Source organism: Fretibacter rubidus, assembly GCF_041429785.1.
GTDB lineage: Bacteria > Pseudomonadota > Alphaproteobacteria > Caulobacterales > Maricaulaceae > Fretibacter > Fretibacter rubidus.
This window is the reverse complement of sequence record NZ_CP163423.1, coordinates 1753941-1771346: the sequence shown is the minus strand read 5'-3', so window position 1 is coordinate 1771346 and position 17406 is coordinate 1753941. Positions and strand designations below refer to the sequence as shown.

General features: G+C 48.8%; 15 protein-coding genes. 8 read left to right on the top strand and 7 right to left on the bottom strand.

Annotated elements, in window-relative coordinates:
* Genes AB6B37_RS08365 through AB6B37_RS08355 form a run of 3 tightly spaced genes read left to right on the top strand, consistent with a single transcriptional unit; the run spans position 1 to position 3333 of the window.
* Entirely contained in the window at positions 1-783 is a 783-nt protein-coding gene (locus tag AB6B37_RS08365) for a class II aldolase/adducin family protein (protein ID WP_371395307.1), read from the top strand.
* A gap of 44 nt (positions 784-827) precedes the next feature.
* Complete coding sequence (locus AB6B37_RS08360; protein WP_371395306.1) at positions 828-2420, top strand: flavin-containing monooxygenase; 1593 nt, start codon at positions 828-830, stop codon at positions 2418-2420.
* Positions 2421-2424: 4 nt separating this feature from the next.
* Positions 2425-3333 carry an alpha/beta hydrolase gene (locus AB6B37_RS08355; protein WP_371395305.1) on the top strand — a complete coding sequence of 303 codons (909 nt, stop codon included), beginning with the start codon at positions 2425-2427 and terminating at the stop codon, positions 3331-3333.
* A 118-nt stretch (positions 3334-3451) separates the two neighbouring features.
* Here AB6B37_RS08355 and AB6B37_RS08350 read toward each other — a convergent pair whose 3' ends face one another.
* The 4 genes from AB6B37_RS08350 to AB6B37_RS08335 are packed head-to-tail and all read right to left on the bottom strand — an operon-like array spanning position 3452 to position 6498.
* A complete protein-coding gene (locus tag AB6B37_RS08350; RefSeq protein WP_371395304.1) occupies positions 3452-4510 on the bottom strand; it encodes a tartrate dehydrogenase in 1059 nt (352 codons plus the stop codon).
* Entirely contained in the window at positions 4507-5271 is a 765-nt protein-coding gene (locus tag AB6B37_RS08345; RefSeq protein ID WP_371395303.1) for an SDR family NAD(P)-dependent oxidoreductase, read from the bottom strand. Before AB6B37_RS08345 ends, AB6B37_RS08350 begins: the two co-directional genes overlap by 4 nt.
* Positions 5268-5720: a nuclear transport factor 2 family protein gene (locus tag AB6B37_RS08340; protein ID WP_371395302.1), complete on the bottom strand. Its 453-nt coding sequence runs from the start codon at positions 5718-5720 to the stop codon at positions 5268-5270. The genes AB6B37_RS08345 and AB6B37_RS08340 overlap by 4 nt, the downstream gene beginning before the upstream one ends.
* 4 nt (positions 5721-5724) lie before the next feature.
* Positions 5725-6498, bottom strand: coding sequence for an SDR family NAD(P)-dependent oxidoreductase (locus AB6B37_RS08335; protein ID WP_371395301.1), 774 nt, complete (start codon positions 6496-6498; stop codon positions 5725-5727).
* Between the two features lie 198 nt (positions 6499-6696).
* On the opposite strand from AB6B37_RS08335, the gene AB6B37_RS08330 reads away from it, so the two are divergent.
* The 4 genes from AB6B37_RS08330 to AB6B37_RS08315 all read left to right on the top strand — a co-directional run bounded on the left by AB6B37_RS08330 (position 6697) and on the right by AB6B37_RS08315 (position 12259).
* Positions 6697-7572 carry an amidohydrolase family protein gene (locus AB6B37_RS08330; RefSeq protein WP_371395300.1) on the top strand — a complete coding sequence of 292 codons (876 nt, stop codon included), beginning with the start codon at positions 6697-6699 and terminating at the stop codon, positions 7570-7572.
* Positions 7572-8678, top strand: a complete 1107-nt coding sequence (locus AB6B37_RS08325) for a Rieske 2Fe-2S domain-containing protein (protein WP_371395299.1) — start codon at positions 7572-7574, stop codon at positions 8676-8678. The genes AB6B37_RS08330 and AB6B37_RS08325 overlap by 1 nt, the downstream gene beginning before the upstream one ends.
* A gap of 8 nt (positions 8679-8686) precedes the next feature.
* On the top strand, positions 8687-9445 hold the full coding sequence (locus tag AB6B37_RS08320) for an SDR family NAD(P)-dependent oxidoreductase (protein ID WP_371395298.1): 759 nt from the start codon (positions 8687-8689) through the stop codon (positions 9443-9445).
* Positions 9446-9709: 264 nt separating this feature from the next.
* Positions 9710-12259 carry a TonB-dependent receptor gene (locus AB6B37_RS08315; protein WP_371395297.1) on the top strand — a complete coding sequence of 850 codons (2550 nt, stop codon included), beginning with the start codon at positions 9710-9712 and terminating at the stop codon, positions 12257-12259.
* 114 nt (positions 12260-12373) lie between these two features.
* Here the strand turns inward: AB6B37_RS08315 and AB6B37_RS08310 are convergent, their stop codons facing one another.
* Both AB6B37_RS08310 and AB6B37_RS08305 read right to left on the bottom strand, forming a co-directional pair.
* Positions 12374-13549, bottom strand: a complete 1176-nt coding sequence (locus AB6B37_RS08310) for an acyl-CoA dehydrogenase family protein (protein ID WP_371395295.1) — start codon at positions 13547-13549, stop codon at positions 12374-12376.
* The gene (locus AB6B37_RS08305) at positions 13546-14679 is read right to left on the bottom strand and encodes an acyl-CoA dehydrogenase family protein (protein WP_371395294.1); all 1134 of its coding nucleotides are present in this window, start codon (positions 14677-14679) and stop codon (positions 13546-13548) included. The genes AB6B37_RS08310 and AB6B37_RS08305 overlap by 4 nt, the downstream gene beginning before the upstream one ends.
* Positions 14680-14895: 216 nt before the next feature.
* Between AB6B37_RS08305 and AB6B37_RS08300 the strand changes: the two genes are divergently transcribed.
* Positions 14896-16560, top strand: coding sequence for an FAD-dependent oxidoreductase (locus AB6B37_RS08300; protein ID WP_371395293.1), 1665 nt, complete (start codon positions 14896-14898; stop codon positions 16558-16560).
* Between the two features lie 69 nt (positions 16561-16629).
* Here the strand turns inward: AB6B37_RS08300 and AB6B37_RS08295 are convergent, their stop codons facing one another.
* Positions 16630-17391 (bottom strand): SDR family oxidoreductase, encoded by a 762-nt coding sequence (locus AB6B37_RS08295; protein WP_371395292.1) that lies wholly within the window; start codon positions 17389-17391, stop codon positions 16630-16632.
* Positions 17392-17406 lie beyond the last annotated feature (15 nt).

Here is a 17406-nt window from a genome sequence, read left to right as displayed (position 1 = left end):
ATGAGTAAACCAAAACGCAGTAATCCTATGCTTGAAAAGCTTGCGCCTAATCCGGGCCGCTATCCGCTTTTGCCAAAATTGAACGCCCATCAGGAAGTGGCGCTGCTATGTCGGATGTTGCATCGCGAAGGTTATGATGATCATATTGCAGGCCATATCACGCTCGCAGACACTGATGGCACTTATTTGGTTAATCCTTGGGAACTTGCATGGGACGAGGTGACGGCTGATGACATTATTCGCGTGGATGGCGAGGGCAAAATTGTTGAGGGTGAATGGAACGTAACACCGGCTATTGGGCTGCACCTTGAAGTACATCATCGACGCCATGATTTGCGTGTGGTCCTTCACAACCATTCCCGCTGGGGTTTGGTTTGGTCAGCGTCTGGACGCATTCCCCCTATTTACGATCAAACATCCGGCCAGATCGAAGGCGATCCCGTCTTTTATGATGAATATGAAGGTACAGTGGACGGTGCGGCCGAAGCGAAAGCCGCCGCCGAAGCGCTAGGTGATGCGAAATGGGCGCTTTTAAAAAATCACGGTGTTTTTGTCGTAGCCAAAGATGTCAGGCAAGCTCATTTGCGCGCAATTACTCTGGAGCATCGGTGCCGTCTTGCATGGCAAGTTGAAGCACTCGGAGAGGGGCATCCAATTACTGATCCGGAAACCCTTCGCGTTGCGCAAATGTCGGATGATTTGGGCTTTCCTTTTTTATGGGAAGCCATGGCACGCCGCGAAATCCGGCTGGACAAACGCGTATTAGGCGAGGATGCCAAATGACAAATTTCCTACTGTCAAAAAACAATCAGCGGAGTCTCTAAGATATGCCGGAACATTTTGATATCGTTATAATTGGGGCTGGGTTTTCCGGTCTGTACGCCGTTCACAAGCTTGGGCAAAAACATAATGTTGTTTGCTTTGAGGCGGGCGATGGTGTTGGCGGCACATGGTATTGGAACCGCTATCCCGGAGCGCGAGTAGATATTAAAAGCGTCGAATATTCATACGGTTTCGATGAAAACCTTCAGCAGGAATGGAAATGGCCTGAATATTTTTCCGCGCAACCCGATCTCGAACGATATGCCAACCATGTTGCTGACCGTTTCGACTTGCGTAAAGATATTCGTCTTTCAAATCCAGTGAAGTCGTTGTATTTTGATAAAGATACAAATCGGTGGCACATCAAAACGGCAAAGGGTGATCACGTTATTTGTCAGCATATCGTTGCCGCAACCGGGGCGTTATCCGCCCCTAACATGCCCAATTGGCCCGGCCGCGAAGACTTTAAAGGTGAGATATTTCACACGACCCAGTGGCCGGAAGAACAGCCAGACCTGTCTGATAAACGTGTTGGTATCATCGGCACCGGCTCGACGGGAATTCAAGCTGCTCCAATTTTGGCAGAACAGAGTAAAAACCTAACGGTCTTTCAGCGAACGCCTGCATTTAGTATGCCGTCGGGAAATAAGCCGACGGACGAGGCGCATGAGCGCGATTGGAAAGATAACTACCCGCAGCGTCGCAAAGAACTCCTAGAGACTTATGGCGTGTCCCTTATCGATTACCCAACGAAGTCGGCTCACGACTATACACCCGAAGAACAGGTGGAGGTCTTAGAGGAGGGTTGGACGTCCAAAAGTGCGTTTCAGATGATGGTTGCCTTTACCGATGTTATGACAGATCCCGCCGCCAATGAGGTCGTTTGTGAATTTGTTAGAAATAAAATTCGCGCGACTGTGGATAACCCAAAAACGGCAGAATTGCTCTGCCCGAAGACTTATCCCATTGGAGCCAAAAGGCTATGCATTGATAACGGATATTACGAGATGTATAACCGCGACAACGTCACGCTCGTCGATGTGAAATCTGCGCCAATTACGGGCTTTACCGAAACAGGTCTTAAAACAACGGATAGCGAGTATGATATTGACGTCCTTGTCATGGCGACTGGGTTTGATGCCGTGACCGGCGCGCTTAGCCGGATTGATATAACGGGCGTCGACGGAATGAAATTATCTGAGAAATGGCAGGACGGCCCGACGACGGCATTTGGCTTTATGGTGGCGGGATTCCCAAACTTTTTCATGATTCATGGGCCACTCTCGCCAGCGGCGTTTGCACAGATGATTACGGCAGGGGAATGGCAAGTCGATTTTGTCTCAGGCATTATTGATGAGCTAAAAGAGGATGGCTATTCGCGCATCGACACAACCGAAGAAGCTGAGCAAAACTGGGCAGCTGAAGTGAACGGCGCGGCACAGCATACGGTGCACCATTTGGCGGATTCATGGTATAACGGGAAGAACATCGAAGGCAAAAAGGGCGGCTTTGTGATTTATGTCGGCGGCTTCCCGAGATATTGCGAGCTTAGCACTGCAGCCGTACAAAACAATTATGAAGGTTTCATAAGGACTTAAACATATGATTGATCCGCATATTCAAGGTCTTTTGCAGGCCATGGCTGAGAGCGGCTTTGCGCTGCCTGATCCCATTACGCCTTCATCTCTGCGCGCTACGCTGGACAACCCAATTTCTGGCCCGCCAGTCGAAATCGCAAAGCAAGTAGATATATCTATAACAGCAGAGAAGCGATCTATCGGAGGACGGTTATATCATCCGGCACCAGGTCAAGTTTTGCCGGTTGTTTTGTTTTTTCATGGTGGCGGATGGGTTCACGGCACGCTTGATATGTTTAACCGTCTTTGTGCGACCTTGTCCTCACACGCAAACTGTGCGGTTCTCTCTGTTGACTACCGCCTTGCACCGGAACACCCGTTTCCCTCGGCTTGGGAAGATGCCGCCGCGTCACTGCACTGGGTGAAAACTAACCATGATGAACTCGGTATTGATCCGCGCCGTATTGCGCTTGCTGGTGATAGTGCAGGCGGAAACCTTGCCGCTGCCACCGCCCAATTGGCAATTGGCGATCAATCTGTCGTCCATCAATTGCTCTTTTATCCTGCATTAGACGGACGATGTAATTCATCGTCATTCAACGCTGAACATGTCGGCTTTTTGTCCTCTGAACAAATGCGGTGGTATTGGGAGCAATATGCGCCGGGTGAGTTACGTGAAGATGCTCGCGTTTCACCAAGCCTGTCGACCGATTTATCTGGTCTTGCGCCAGCGACGATTATCGTTGCAGGTAATGATCCGCTACATGATGAAGGCGTGGCTTATGCTCGCTCGCTTGAACAAATGGGTGTAGAGGTTGCGTTATATGACTATCCGGGCGCCATCCATGGTTTTGCAAGCCTACTTGGCCTCGTGCCTCTTGCCGATGAGGCTGTTGAAAAAGCCGCTCAAGCACTGCAAACCGCTTTCAAATAGAATAATGAGATGAATTGCTGAGACGCGATATTCGCGCCCCTATGATTATTCGGCGACTTGACCCGCATCCAAAGTGACTTGGGCAAATAGGCGTCGTGAAAGATCTAAGACTGAAGGCTTAAGAGAGCCGCGCCATAACTTCGTCGCCCATTTCTTGAGTTGTCGCTGTGCCGCCCATGTCAGCTGTACGAGGCGCGGTCTCATCGCTAAGCACAAACTCAATGGCACGCATGATGGCGCCCGCAGCTTCAACTTCGCCTAAATGTTCCAACATCATAGCGCCTGACCAAATCTGACCTATGGGGTTAGCAATATTTTGTCCGTAAATATCTGGAGCCGACCCGTGGACAGGTTCAAACATAGACGGAAATTTGCCTTCGGGGTTGAGATTAGCAGACGGCGCGACGCCAATAGTTCCTGTGCAGGCGGCACCTAAGTCGGACAAAATATCGCCCATCAGATTGGACGCGACGACGACATCAAAGCGCGCAGGGTCTCTTACGAAATGGGCTGATAATATATCAATATGATATTGCGCCGTTGCAACGTCGGGGTAGTTTTTAGACATTAAAGCTGCGCGCCCGTCCCAATAGGGCATAGCGATGTAGATGCCGTTCGATTTAGTTGCCCAATCCAATTTCTTTTCTCGCGTCTGGGCGAGTTCAAAACCATATTTCAACAATCGGTCGACGCCTTTACGCGTGAACACTGAGTGCTGGATGACGGTCTCTTCGTCTGTGCCTTCCGCTAATATCATACCTTGGTCTGAATATTCCCCCTCTGTATTTTCGCGGACTATCAAGAAGTCTATTTTGCCTGGCTTGGCCAGCGGTGTGTTCATCCCCGGCATCAATTTGATGGGACGAAGGTTCACATATTGATCAAATTGTCGCCGAATGGGCAGCAGCAAGCCCCAAAGGGAGACATGATCTGGCACGCCCGGGAAACCTACCGCGCCGAGGAATATGGCGTCATGTTTTGATAATATGTCTATGCCGTTTTCCGGCATCATACTTCCTGTTTGAACGTAATATTCACAGCTCCACGGCAGGTCGGTATAGTCTAAAGAAAAGCCGTATAGCCCCCCGACTTTATCGAGAACCTTCACGCCTTCGGGTAGGACTTCTTTTCCAATACCGTCACCAGGGATATTGGCGATTTTATACAGCTTGGTCACCCCGCACATTGCCCTGCATCAAGCGTGATAAGCGTTCCTGTCATGCGTTTGCAAGCATCAGAGTGCATCCAGATTATCTGCGCAGCGATTTCCTCTGGCGATAACATGCCGTCGGGAAGTTTGGGTGTGTTACGCATAACCATGTCCCAATTAATATTTTCCGATGGCGGGCGCTGATTGCCCATCGCCGTATCCACATGGCCGGGACAAATGCCGTTCACGCGGATGTTGTTTGGGGCCCATTCTACGGCGAGGCTTTTAGTCAGACCTGCTACGCCGTGTTTAGAAGCAGTATAAGCGGCGGAGAAAGGAATGCCCACAATCGCTGCTGTTGAAGCGGTGTTAACAATACTGCCATGGCTTTTTGCCAAATGCGGAAAGGCGGCGCGGCAGATCGTATAGGTGCTGACCAAATTGATCTGAATAGTGCGTATGAAACGATCTGTTTCAAAATCCTGCGTTGCGGCCCAATCCAGAAAGCCCGCATTGTTACACAAAATATCCAGCCCATCTTTTGCAGCCTCTGCGACAAGGTTCTCACAAGCTGCCGTATCAAGAGCGTCGTATGGGACAGGGTTTGGCGCTCCGTCCATATGGGCGGCGGTTTCTTTAAGCCCGTCTTCGTTGATGTCGCCGATTGTTACATGGGCCCCCATTTGGTTCAGCATGATCGCAATCGCGCGACCGATGCCTCCCGCTGCACCTGTCACTAATGCGCGTTTGCCTTCAATGCCGGGAAATTTATATTGTGTATCGCTCATGTGGAAACCTCTCTTAGAAGATGGTGGGCCATATCGCCCATGAAATTTAAAGTCATTTTTCGTTCAATAAATATCCAGCCCTGAGCACGTTTTTCAAAGCGGTCATTATAACTGGCTTCAGCGATTGCTTGAAAAGGTAACACCTCTGTGCTTTGAAATATAATGGCTGAACAGGATGTTTTTGCGCAGTTCTCACCGTCAGACTCAATAATCATATTGCCACTATGATGACGGGTTTGAGGTATGTTTGCCTCGCCGTATAATTTTACAAAACTTCGCATTTGCCGCGTAATTCCGGCAGGATCTTTTGAGTATGTTTGGCCCGACTGCAAGTATATCAAATCAGCATGAGTAAAGAGCTCTCCGCAACGCTCAAAATCACCCGTATCCACATATTGAAAATATCGGTTCAGCTGATTTTGTATTTCGAAATAGTCCTCGGCTTGCATAGTCTTAGGACGGTAGATAAAGTTCAGCGACTTTACCGCCGTCAACGGGTAGGGCGGTTCCTGTTATGAAGCTTGCTGCATCTGAGAGCATAAAGGCGATGGCTTCCGCCAGTTCTTCCGGCCGTCCGCCGCGTCCCATCGGAATTGCGGCCGTTGTCTTAGCGGCTGTCTCGGGCACCTTTTTCGCGAACTCTTCATTGGCTGCCGTTTGAACCTGACCTGGTACGATTGCATTTACGCGTACGTTGTGTCGCGCACATTCCATGGCTGCGCATGCCGTAAAGTGGGTGAGGGCGGCTTTGGAGGCAGAATAGCTCGCCATATTTTTCGCGGCACGAACACCGCAGGAGGATGAGACATTGACAATTGAACCGCTTTTTTGCGGCACCATGACTTCCATTGCTGCCTTTGTGCCAATGAAAGCCGCGTCAGCATTGACTGCAAAATCTTGTCGCCAGTTTTCTAATGTTAGATGTTTGATGGGCGCATAGTGCGTTGACGCGGCATTGTTGACCAGCATATCCAAGCGGCCATGACGTTTTGCTACATCGTGGATAAGGGCGTGAAAGGCATCAGTGTCGGAGACATCAAGGCTGGTCGTTTCAACAGATCCGCCTGTTTTCTCAATTTCAGCTTTGGTTGCCTCTAATTTCTCGGCACGCCTGGCGCAAATCACGACATGAGCGCCACGGTCGGCTAGGAGTTGAGCTGTGGCTTTACCGATACCGTCGCTTCCACCCGTTACAATTGCGACTTTACCCTCGAACTGTTTGCTCATATCGTCCTCCTGAATAAGGCCTTAGTTATGCGGCTATTCGTTATCGTATTAAAACCACATGCGCGTAGTAAAATAAAGTCATAAATACGCATATTGAGAATATGACTTGCCTTATTGGTTGGTATTCGTATTATTACGTCAAATTTAATGCGCAATATTTTAATTGCGACACGTAAATGTAAGTGAGCGTCCCAGTTTATGGCTTATCCTAAAGATATTCGCATTATTGATACAATGATGGGCATTCTCGACTCAGATGATAGGTCTGATTGGTTTGCGTCTTTTCGTCCTCTGACCAAAGATCCCGAAGCGCTCAAGTCCTATGATATGCCTGCAGAATATATGTTCAAAAGCATTCCAAACACCGAAGGTGTGACTGACTTCCTGCCTTGGACAATTGAGCAAATGGATAAGCATAACATTGAACGTGGCATGGCGGGCTGGAGCGATACGCCAATGAACCGCCGTGCTAAAGAAGAGTATCCTGACCGTTTTATTTTCGACCTGGGCATTAATCCAAACAATGGTACCGAAGAATGTAAGAAAATACGAAGGCTTCATGCTGACGGGATTATCTCTGCCGTGTCATGCTTTCCTGCAGGCACATTTCCGCAAGTCCCAATTGATCATAAGAACATGTGGCCGATTTACGCGACCTGCGAAGAACTAGGCTTGCCCATTTTTCTTAACGTCGGTGTGCCCGGGCCGCGTATTCCTATGACAACACAAAAAGTCGAACGTCTTGACGAGGTCTGTTGGTTTTTCCCGACGCTAAAAGTTGTTATGCGTCACGGCGCAGAGCCTTGGGACGATTTAGCGTGGAAATTAATGCTGAAATGGCCGAACCTTTATTATTCGACAAGCGGCTTTGCCCCAAAGTACTATCCCAAATCTATTATCAATTTTGCCAATACGCGCGGCGCAGACAAAATTATATATGCCGGCTATTTCCCGATGGGACTTAGCTTGGATCGGATTTTTAACGATATGGAAAATGTGGGCTTTAAAGACCATGTTTGGCCGAAATTCTTGCGCGAAAATGCGCTCAAAGTCCTCAATCTCGGAGATAAATAATGAACGCGAATGCCGATATTAAAAGTACTGATGCGCGCACTGCACCTGTAGCTGTTTGGAGCGTGCTTGAGAAAATGACCACTGAAGAGCGCGCAGCATGGCGTGTGGCTGAGGTCGAAAATCGTCGACCCGTTGTAGAACGTAATTTGGATGTTGGCTTTGCCTTTGGTTGGTATGCTATGATGAAGTCTGATGAACTGGCCGTAGGGGAGGTTAAACCCCTGCGTTACTTCGGACAAGAGCTTGCCATATGGCGCGGGGAAGACGGCGAAGCTCGCATGCTCGGAGCTTATTGTAAGCATTTAGGCGCCCACATGGGGCACGGCGGCAAAGTTCACGGCAATATGCTTGAGTGTCCTTTTCATGCGTGGCGCTATGACGGTGAAGAGGGGCTGGTCAAAGAAATCCCGTACTCACCATCAATCCCGCCGCGTGTTGCGAAGAAATGCAAACAAGTCTGGCCCGTAAAAGAAGCTAACCAAATTATTTGGGCGTGGTATCACCCTAATGGTGATGCGCCGATGTATGATGTCGTTGAGGTCGCAGAGTGCTCAGACCCAAATTGGACAGAATATAAAGAGACGACCTGGGCAATTTGGAATAGCCTTCAAAATATTGGTGAAAATGGTGTTGATTTTGCGCATTTCCAATACATTCATGGCGTAGCAAACATGCCTGATGCTGAACTCGAGTGGGGTGAATTTACGCGCAAAGCGATTGTTCGGGCCAAAATGGGGACACCCAAAGGGATGGTTGAGGGCGTTATTACTTCCCATTCCAGCGGTCCTGGTCAATCATGGGTTCGATTTGAAGGGATTTGCGAGACTTTGCTGATAGCATGCTTGACACCTGTTGATGAGGACCACGTCCACGTCCGTTATTTCTTCACGCAACCGAATGAGGAAAAAGACTCGCGTGTCGCCGCTGCAATCATCGCAGATGTTGTGAAGCAAATGGACCAAGATAAAGTGGTTTGGGATCGTATGCGGAATTTGCCTAAGCCTATTATTTGCGAAGGCGATGGACCGATCGCGAAATACCGTATGTTCTATAGAAAATATTACGCCAATGACGATGGCAAACCCCGTAATCTCGCAAAGTCTTAAGAGTTATCATGCGCGGACTTAAGGGTAAGGTTGGTGTCATCGCGGGTGGAGCTCGCGGTATTGGCGCGGCTACGGCGGAGCGTTTGTGTGCCGAAGGAGCCAAAGTTATTATTGGCGATATCATGGGCGATATGGCTGTTGAGACGGCTAAGGCAATCGAAAAATCTGGTGGAATTGTTATCGGCACTTATCTGGACGGTACAGACGCGCAGTCGCAAAAGGATATTGTCGCGCGTGCTGTCAAAGAATTTGGGGGATTAGATTTCTTCCACTCAAATTTGGCGGGCGGCACTGTTGGCGATGACGACGCCCTAGGGATTACCGAAGAGGTGTTCGATAAGTCTGTTGCTATCAATACAAAAAGCCATTTGCTCGCTTCTCAAGCGGCCATTCCCGCTATGCTGAAGCGCGGCGGAGGCGCCATGATATATACAAGTTCCGGCGCGGCATCAGCGGGCGCGCCCGTTCAGCCTGCTTATGCTATGACGAAAACAGCAATTCATGCGCTTGCGCGCCATGTTGCGGCAAAATGGGGCCCAAGTGGAATTCGTGCCAATGTCATTTGCCCGGGACTTATAATGACGGAGGCGGTGGCAATATATCTTGATGAAGAACGCCTCGCGGGCATTCAAGCAGAAACGCCATCCCATCGTTTAGGGCAACCGAAAGATATTGCCGCAGCAGTCGCATTTCTTGCCTCAGACGATGGTGAATTTGTTAACGGTCAAGCTTGGCACGTAAACGGCGGAAAGCAGATGCGTGAGTAATCAACCCTTGATACCGAACATTACTCTCAGTCCGTTTGCTAACGCGTGTGCGATACAAACCTAACCCCCATTTTCGTTTTGCGCATATTCTTAGTGTAGGTCGTAACGTATGCATGCGGCCAATATATTACGCAAATTGTGATATTTTCACCACATACCACATAAATGCGTAGATTATGGTGTCTATAAATACGCAAAATGGTTGCCGTAGTCATATTTATGTGTATGTCTTATTCTAAGAAAATAACCACAAAGGGGAACACAATGAAATCGATGCATCTTGGAAAACTATCACTGGCGCTATTGTCATCAGCAAGTATGGCGGTGATTGCGACACCCGCTTTTGCGCAAGTTAGTCTTGATGAAATTGTGGTAACAGCCCAGAAACGCGTTGAAAATTTGCAAGACGTTCCTCTAGCAGTTAGCGCAATCAGTGCAGAAAAGATTGAGCAACTTGGTATTGACAGTGCGCAGGACCTAAGTGGTCTTGCTCCCAATGTGACAATTATCGGAGGTACAACTAGCTTGGGGGCGGCCGTTGTCTCTATTCGCGGCATTAACTCGCCAGCGACTGAAACCTTCGGTATCGATACGTCTAATGGTATTTACATTGACGGTGTATACATTGCCCGCTCGGCGGCAAACGGATTAGATACCCTTGATTTAGAACGCGTTGAGGTGCTTCGTGGCCCACAGGGTACGCTATTTGGTCGCAATACGACAGGGGGCGCTATTAGCTTTATATCAAAGGATCCCTCGGAGGACTTTGGCGTTAAGGCTGAATTTGGCATTGGCAATTATGGCGCTTGGCACGGTAAAGGTACCGTGAATTTTGGTAAGATTGGTAATGACGCAGAAGTTGCCGGTTTACGCACAAGTTTATCCTACTCACACCGTCAACGTGATGGTGTTGTTGATAATATTCTTGAAGAGGATGACAGCAAAGATCCCGGCGCCCGTAACACTGACTCGATCCGTTTTGCAGCACTGCTAGACATTGATGATACAGCAAGCTTGCGTTACATCGCAGACTATTCAAAAGTGAATGGCCGGGCGGCAGCTTTCCAGCTGACGAATGCAGCTAATGCAGGATTTCGCCCTAATCTCGAATCAAATGGTGTGGCTTTCACTCAAACACAACAGCAGGGCAGTCCGCTAGGGGCTATCGCGCAAGCTAATTTCTTACAAGCAGGTTGCGCAGCCTTGTCGGCCCCGCTTCGTGATGAGCGTCGTGAGGAGATTTGTTTGGACAAAGACGGGAACGCATCAGAAGAAGTTTTAGGTCATAGTCTCGTATTCACAAAAGATTTTGGTAATGCCGTGCTAAAATCAACAACAGGTTATCGCCAGTGGGATAGTATTGTTGAGAGCTCTGATCTGGACGGGCTAGGAACTATCGAATCTGCAGTGTTCTCAAACGCAACATTGTTCAATGGCATGCCCGAATCGCTCCTGCAATTCATCCCATCTATACCTGCAGCCTTTCGCCCTTTCATTGCGAATGCGCCACTTGCGACAACGACACAAGGTGGCTTTGACACCAACAATGTACGTGAACACTCTCAATTCAGCCAAGAACTTGAGCTGAGCGGTAATACAGATACGCTCGATTGGGTTGTGGGCGCTTTCTATTTCAAAGAAGACGGTACAGAGCGTAACCCACAAAACAGTGGCTTTACACTGGATACCAACAACATTTTCCTTGCGAATTTCGGAGGTCTCGGCCCTGGATTTGTTGCGGCAAATCCTGCGCAATATCGGACTGTCGTCACCCAAGCTATTTTAGATTATCAAGCGGAGAGCGAATCAAAAGCTGTATATGGCCAATTTACATTCCGTCCTACGAGCTTTGATAATCGTTTGAGTTTGACTGTGGGTGGACGTTACACTGAAGACACGAAGGAGCTAACCAAGTTCCAAGACGGCACGGCGCCTCTCGCTCAGATAAATACGGGTGAAGATGACTTCAACAAGTTCACATGGAATGTGATGGCGGGCTATGACATGTCTGACGAAGTTAATCTTTATGCACGTGTCGCTACGGGTTATCGTTCTGGCGGATTTAATGCGAGTGATAAGCCCGCGTCTGGCAGTACGACTATTGGCGGTTTTGACGAAGAGACTGTGACGTCATATGAGGCTGGTTTCAAGTCGGAGTTCTTTGATAATCGCGTTCGCCTGAATGCGGCGGCCTATTTCAATGATTACAAAGATCTTGTTGTCGTCAGCCCTGTAAACGACCCTGACTCTGGTACATTCGGAACACGCTTTAATAATGCGGGTTCAGTAGAATATTTGGGATTTGAAATCGAAGGTCAAGCGTTGATCACGGATAACTTCTCAATCGATGGGAATCTTGGTTACATTGACATTGACTTCAAAGAATTATTGGCTGGTACACCAGTTGTCGGCACTGCGCCGGTAGACATTGCTCAATTTGTTAATCCACAATATACGTCGCCTCTAACTTATAATCTGGCAGCGAATTGGCAGCAGTCCCTAAATTGGAGAGGGTCGGAACTCAAGGCACGCGTTGGCTATACACATGAGGACGGAAAATACAGCTTCTTATCTTCAATTGCCTCACCCTTTAACGAAGAAATTAAAGGTGATGATCGTGATATCGTTGATGCTCAAATTGGTATTTATGACATTGATTTTGGTGGCTCTGTGGCAAGCGTTCAATTTTGGGGTAAAAATCTTACAGACTCTGATGACTTTGTGCGCGGCGTTGACTTTGGGCCACTCGGATATGCTGGTGGCTACTTTGCTGATCCGAGAACATATGGCATGACAGTCGGCGTTCAGTTCTAAGACTATTTCAATGACGCGTAAAAAAGCCCCGCTTAAGCGGGGCTTTTCTTTTGGTGTCACCTGTGTTCAAAATATGTGTTTTGGAAGCCAAATTTATACCTGGCACTTAGATGGCTAGGACTTACCGCGTGGTTCTCTCGGCATGCCCAACGCATGTTCAGATACGATGTTTCTTTGGATTTGATTAGTGCCGCCATAGATCGAGTCAGCGCGTGCTGTCAGATAGATATAAGGCATTTCTGGTAAATCGTAATCGTCACCGTCCATAGTAAAGGACGAAAGCCCTGCGACATCCAAGCAAAGCTCTGTAAAGCTCTTATGCCAAGCTGACCAATAGAGTTTATATGTCATTGCGGCTGGCTGAAGCGATGCGCTTTCATCAGAGAGCATGCGCAGTGAACTGTGGCGCATCACCTTCAAGCCTGTAAAAGCCTCGCCAATACGTTGACGAATGAGGGGGTCTTGCGCTGTTCCATTTTCTTTAGCGAGGTCAATCATCGCGTCAAATTCACGTTGAAACGCTGTGAGTTGCCCTAAGGTGCCCACGCCGCGCTCAAAAGCGAGAAGGCCCATGGCGACCTTCCAGCCATTACCTTCGCCGCCAACAATATTCTCTGCGTCTGTTACAGCACTATCAAAGAAAGTTTCGTTAAACTCTGACTCGCCGGTGATTTGCTTAATGGGGCGAACCGTAATGCCGTCTTGCCGCATAGGGACGAGAAGGAAAGATAACCCTTTCGGGCCTTTTGTGCCCGGCTCTGTTCTCGCGAGAACGAATATCCAATCAGCAAATTGCGCGCCGGACGTCCAGATTTTTTGACCATCAATAATCCATTTGCCATTTTCAAGACGTGCTTTTGTACGCACATTTGACAGGTCGGAACCGGCTCCGGGTTCAGAATAGCCCTGTGCCCAAAGTGTCTTTCCGGACACCATATCGGGAATGAATTTATCCTGTTGCTCTTTGGTGCCGAAATGCAGAAGTGTGGGCCCAGCGAGTTCAACACCGATGTGGCCCGAACGGCCCGGTGCGCCAGAGCGTGCATATTCTTCGGCAAAAATGACTTGCTCAGCAATGTTCGCTTCGCGGCCGCCATATTCTTTCGGATAGCCGATAACGCTCCACCCTTCGGCCCCTAACGTACGTTCCCAATCACGACGGCGTTCTATTTTACCAAAAACAGTGCGTTCGTAGCGGATATCAGCAAAATCGCCTGACATCTTTTCTTCTAGCCATGCGGCGGCTTCTTTGCGAAAGGCTTCTTGTTCTGGTGTAAAGCCAAGTTTCATGATGCATCTCCCAATTCGCTTTCGCCGAGAGCAAAGGCCGCTAAGGTCTCGCGGTGGACAGTTTCAGAACCCAGAATTCGGCTTGAGTATTCTGCGCGCTTCAAGAAAAGATGCGCGTCGCATTCCCAAGTGAAGCCCATACCGCCGTGAAGTTGAATCATGTTTTTGGCGTTACGCTTCAATGCACGAGTTGTGACGACCATGGCCGTGGCCGCGGCAATAGGCAGTTCTTCGGGCGATTCATCAGCCGAACAAGCTGCATACCACGCGGCGGATTTGGCGGCTTCATTTAGCACCATCATGTCAGCAAGCCGGTGCTTGATCGCTTGGAAACTACCGATTTGACGTCCAAATTGCTGACGTTCCAAGACGAATTTCTGTGTTTTTTCCAATATGGCTTCCGACGCGCCAAGTTGCTCGGACGCCAGGCAAATGCGTCCGAGGTTAAAGATATTCTCGATAAGTTCAGACGATGTGCATAGTGGTTTTTCACCTAATATCGAAACATTAGTTAGCGACACATCGCTTACGGGACGTGTCATATCAAGGGCGAGGCGAGGTGTGACTGTGACGCCCTTAGCTTTTGCGTCAATCACAACTAAGCAGGGAGCACCATCATCATGATTGGCTAATATGACAAAGTAGTCCGCAATGTGCCCATATTCAGCAAAGCTGACTTTTCCGCTGATGCCTGTCGAATGTGCATAGTGAACGCTATTTGCCTCCGCACTATTTGTGCCGTCTGAGTTCAAAAATGTGAAGCTTGCAATCTTTTCGCCAGTGCTAATTTCCGCAAGCGCCTTATCAAAGATGTCATCTCGTTCCCCATTAATGAGGGCTGTTGCCGAAAGCACGATAGAGGTGAAGAAGGGCGTTGGTAGCAATGTTCTCCCCATCTTTTCCATAACAGACGCAAGTTCAATGGTGCCAAGCCCTAGACCATCACGGTCTTCTGGTATCGCCGTTAAACCCAGGCCCATTTCAGTGCAGAGTGTTTGCCAACCTTTGGAATGGAACCCGCCATCACCTTCTATCGTTTGGAATAAAGCGTCGCGATCACAGAGAGCTGCGCAGGCCGTTTCAACGCTTTCTCGGATTTGAGCTTGCTCTTCCGTGAATGAAAATTGCATAGTTTTACCTGTATATGACAGATGATGCGGATAGAATTAGCCGCATCATAATTTCAGCAACAGTCTATCAAATGGCAGATAAATTCAATATAAAATACGCAAATTGTGATATATTGATACATTTTTATCTATAATGCGTAGAAAATATGTGTAATTATTACGAATAAACTTATGCATAGTTCTATGTTGCAAGGCGGAAGCGTTCAGGAGTGAATAATGGAAGAAATGAATGTAGACGTTTTGGTCGTAGGTAGCGGCGCAGGTGGCCTCACGGCGGCCATTACAGCCCATGAGCACGGGGCGAAAGTTATGGTTGTTGAAAAGTCAGATATGTTCGGCGGAACATCTGCGACATCCGGCGGCGGTATTTGGATCCCGTGCAACCACCTTATGGCCGAGCATGGCGAGACAGATACACCAGAAGCTGCGCTGAACTATTTGAAAGCGTGTATCGGGGATGATGTCGCCGAAGAGCGTATCGCCCGTTATGTCGACCAAGCGCCCAAAATGCTAAAGTTCATGGAGGATAAATCAGAGGTGAAGTTTACGGCCACGCCCTATGCTGATTATTTCCCTGATCGCCCCGGCGGTAAAGATGGCTGGCGGACACTTGATCCTCTACCGATGAGCGCGACAAAGCTGAAAGGTGAATTTTTAAATATGCGCGAACCGCATGAGCAAACAGCCTTTGGCGGCTTTACACTCACGGTCAATGAAGCCAAAAAAATAATCACTCGTGCGCCTGGCTGGTCTAAAATTATGTCCCGGCTAGTCTTTTTATACCGTATCGATATTCCGTTCCGCCGAAAGACAAAGCGTCACCGTCGTTTATGTCTAGGTAATGCGCTTGTCGGAAGGTGTCTTGTCTCTGCCTTTAAGCGCAAAATCCCGGTCCTTCGTGAAACGCCCTTTAAATCATTGATTGAGAAAGACGGACGCGTTGTTGGCGCGATTATTACGCGCGACGGCAAAGACGTAAAAGTCAATACGAGCCGCGGAGTTATTCTTGCGGCTGGCGGGTTTGAGAGCAATCCCGATATGCGGGCGAAATATTTACCACACTCCAGCAATCCTGATTGGTCTGCGACACCTGGTACAAACACGGGTGACGCCCACAAAGCAGCGGCCGAGATTGGCGCGACTATGACCTTAATGGATGCCGCGTGGTGGGGGCCATCTGTTCGCCTTCCTAAACGAGACCGCTCACGTGTTTTGTTTGTTGAGCGGGCTTTGCCAGGAATTTACATTGTAAACGGGAATGGAGAGCGTTTCCTAAATGAGGCAGCATCCTATGATGAAGTTGGCCGCCAAGTCCAAGAGCATCCACTATCAACTTGGGTTGTCTTCGATCGCAAAGCGCGCGAAAAATATGCCGTAGGTCCGCTTTATCCGACTGCGGTGATGCCTGATGTAGCATGGGGCAAATCTGTGAAGGCTGTTATGAAAAAGGCCGATACGATTGAAGAGCTTGCTGCGCTTATGGGCGTTGATGCCGAGGGCTTAAAAGCGACAGCTGAAAAGGTTGGGCGCTACTCAGAAACAGGCATTGATGAGGACTTTGGGTCGGGCAATAATAGTTATGACCGTTATTATGGTGACCCTACAGTTAAGCCAAATCCATGTCTTGCACCGATTTCAAAAGGGCCATTTTATGCTTTCCAAATTTTCCCAGGGGATATTGGGACAAAAGGTGGCGTTGACGTTGACGTGAATGCGCAAGCGTTGAACGCAGCCGGCGTGCCAATTGGCGGGCTTTATGCGACTGGAAATACAGCAAGCTCCGTTATGGGGCGAACTTATCCGGGAGCAGGGTCCACCTTAGGGCCTGCAATGACTTTTGGATATGTCGCTGCAAAGCATATGATGAGAGCAAATGCCTAAGCCTCATGAAAATAGCGAGTTAAAAAAAGCGGCCTTATCGAGGCCGCTTTTTTTATAGATAATATTATTTTAAAACCCGTCAGGCCTTAACTGTGCGTCTGTGCCACCATCAACATAAATAACGCTACCTTGCATATAATCAGCGGCGTCTGAGAGCATAAATTCGATAACGCCAGCCATTTCATCAGGCGAGGCGAGACGCTTTTTCGGTATGGGTATGCCTGCCACAGCTTTGCCAATTGTTGGATGTTCAGCAGCGCCTTTTTGCATAGGGGTCGCTGTTTGGCCGGGCGCAATCGCGTTAAGCGTGATTCCATCTTGGCCCCATTGTGCAGAACGGCGGCGAACAGCACGCGTTAAAGCATGCTTGGATGTAGCATAAGTTTTCGTACCGTCTTGATTGCCAATAACTGTCATGGCTGCATCTTCGTCGCCTTCTAATAGGGCCGTAATGATGGGATTTTCCGAATCCATAAACATTTGCGCGGAATTAGAACAAATGACAACGCATCGGCCTGATGTCGCCATTAGCGCATCTTTCAGGCCGTCCAATATAGCGACAGCGCCAAAATAATTAACCTTTGCGACAAGCGCTCCATCCGCAATATGACCTCCCAAGCCCGCGGCAAGAACAAGGCGGTCAATTTTTCCGACTGACATTTCCTGTGCTTGGTCAACGGCGTCCTTACGACCTTCCGGCGTGGATAAATCGGCATTAATAGAGGCGCCTCTCAGGTCGATGCCTATGACATTATAGCCCTGCGCTTTCAGTCTACCTTTAACGCATGCACCAATGCCGGAGGCTGAGCCCGTAACAACTGCTGTCTTCATAATACTTTCCTATGG

What these genes read in the sequence shown, in the direction of transcription:
- AB6B37_RS08320 (WP_371395298.1), top strand. Translation starts at nt 8,687, where the DNA reads ATGCGCGGACTTAAGGGTAAGGTTGGTGTCATCGCGGGTGGAGCTCGC.
- AB6B37_RS08325 (WP_371395299.1), top strand. Translation starts at nt 7,572, where the DNA reads ATGAACGCGAATGCCGATATTAAAAGTACTGATGCGCGCACTGCACCT.
- AB6B37_RS08340 (WP_371395302.1), bottom strand. Translation starts at nt 5,720, where the DNA reads ATGCAAGCCGAGGACTATTTCGAAATACAAAATCAGCTGAACCGATAT.
- AB6B37_RS08310 (WP_371395295.1), bottom strand. Translation starts at nt 13,549, where the DNA reads ATGAAACTTGGCTTTACACCAGAACAAGAAGCCTTTCGCAAAGAAGCC.
- AB6B37_RS08315 (WP_371395297.1), top strand. Translation starts at nt 9,710, where the DNA reads ATGAAATCGATGCATCTTGGAAAACTATCACTGGCGCTATTGTCATCA.
- AB6B37_RS08355 (WP_371395305.1), top strand. Translation starts at nt 2,425, where the DNA reads ATGATTGATCCGCATATTCAAGGTCTTTTGCAGGCCATGGCTGAGAGC.
- AB6B37_RS08360 (WP_371395306.1), top strand. Translation starts at nt 828, where the DNA reads ATGCCGGAACATTTTGATATCGTTATAATTGGGGCTGGGTTTTCCGGT.
- AB6B37_RS08345 (WP_371395303.1), bottom strand. Translation starts at nt 5,271, where the DNA reads ATGAGCGATACACAATATAAATTTCCCGGCATTGAAGGCAAACGCGCA.
- AB6B37_RS08330 (WP_371395300.1), top strand. Translation starts at nt 6,697, where the DNA reads ATGGCTTATCCTAAAGATATTCGCATTATTGATACAATGATGGGCATT.
- AB6B37_RS08300 (WP_371395293.1), top strand. Translation starts at nt 14,896, where the DNA reads ATGGAAGAAATGAATGTAGACGTTTTGGTCGTAGGTAGCGGCGCAGGT.
- AB6B37_RS08335 (WP_371395301.1), bottom strand. Translation starts at nt 6,498, where the DNA reads ATGAGCAAACAGTTCGAGGGTAAAGTCGCAATTGTAACGGGTGGAAGC.
- AB6B37_RS08295 (WP_371395292.1), bottom strand. Translation starts at nt 17,391, where the DNA reads ATGAAGACAGCAGTTGTTACGGGCTCAGCCTCCGGCATTGGTGCATGC.
- AB6B37_RS08305 (WP_371395294.1), bottom strand. Translation starts at nt 14,679, where the DNA reads ATGCAATTTTCATTCACGGAAGAGCAAGCTCAAATCCGAGAAAGCGTT.
- AB6B37_RS08365 (WP_371395307.1), top strand. Translation starts at nt 1, where the DNA reads ATGAGTAAACCAAAACGCAGTAATCCTATGCTTGAAAAGCTTGCGCCT.